Source organism: Streptomyces rhizosphaerihabitans, from assembly GCF_025399795.1.
In the GTDB taxonomy this organism is placed as follows: domain Bacteria; phylum Actinomycetota; class Actinomycetes; order Streptomycetales; family Streptomycetaceae; genus Streptomyces; species Streptomyces rhizosphaerihabitans.
In genome coordinates this window covers 1-728 of sequence record NZ_JAODTZ010000169.1, presented here as the reverse complement: position 1 = coordinate 728, position 728 = coordinate 1, and the positions used below count along the sequence as shown (strand labels likewise).

The following is a 728-nucleotide window of genomic DNA, read 5'->3' as shown; positions in this document are numbered from 1 at the left end:
GTACGAACGACTGTGAGGATTGGTTGCGGCATCGCTCGGGGGTCTGACCCACCGAACGATTGACGCTTCGGGCTGTCCTTTCAAGGAATCGTCGGCCGGCCGGGCGGTGCCGCTTTGCGCGCGGCCGGCCGAGCGGCTGTGACCTCATAGGAGCCCGGCCAAAGGTCCCATCACAGTCTTGTCCTGGCGCCCGACCGGCCCGTGCGATCTCTCTGCGTTCCGCACGGAAGGACAGCAGGTACCGGCATGACGGATCAGATCGCGGTGGTCGGTGGTGTGGACACTCACACCGACTTCCACCAGGCAGCGGTGATCGACAGCATCGGCCGACACCTGGCCACCGCTCCGTTTCCCACCACCCCCGACGGCTACCGCCGCCTGCTGGAGTGGATGCGCATGCATGGTGACGTGCTCGCCGTCGGGGTCGAGGGGACCGGCGCCTTCGGTTCCCAACTCGCCCGGTTCCTCCGGGCGAGCGAGGTGGCCGTGGTCGACGTCGACCGCCCTGACCGCAAGGCCCGGCGGGCCAACGGCAAGTCCGACCCCGTCGATGCCTACGCCGCCGCGACCGCCGTGCTGTCCGGCCGCGCCCACGGCCGGCCCAAGACCCGCGACGGCATCGTGGAGGCCATCCGGTCCCTGCGGGTGGTCCGCCGCTCGGCCGTCAAGTCCCGCACCCAGACGATCAACCAGATCCGCACGCTCATCGTCTCCGCCCCCGCCGAGGT

General features: G+C 69.9%; 1 protein-coding gene. It reads left to right on the top strand.

Annotated elements, in window-relative coordinates; genetic code table 11:
* Positions 1-246: 246 nt before the first annotated feature.
* Positions 247-728: IS110 family transposase (locus N4G66_RS45245; RefSeq protein WP_261710160.1), on the top strand; the 482-nt coding region annotated here is incomplete at its 3' end.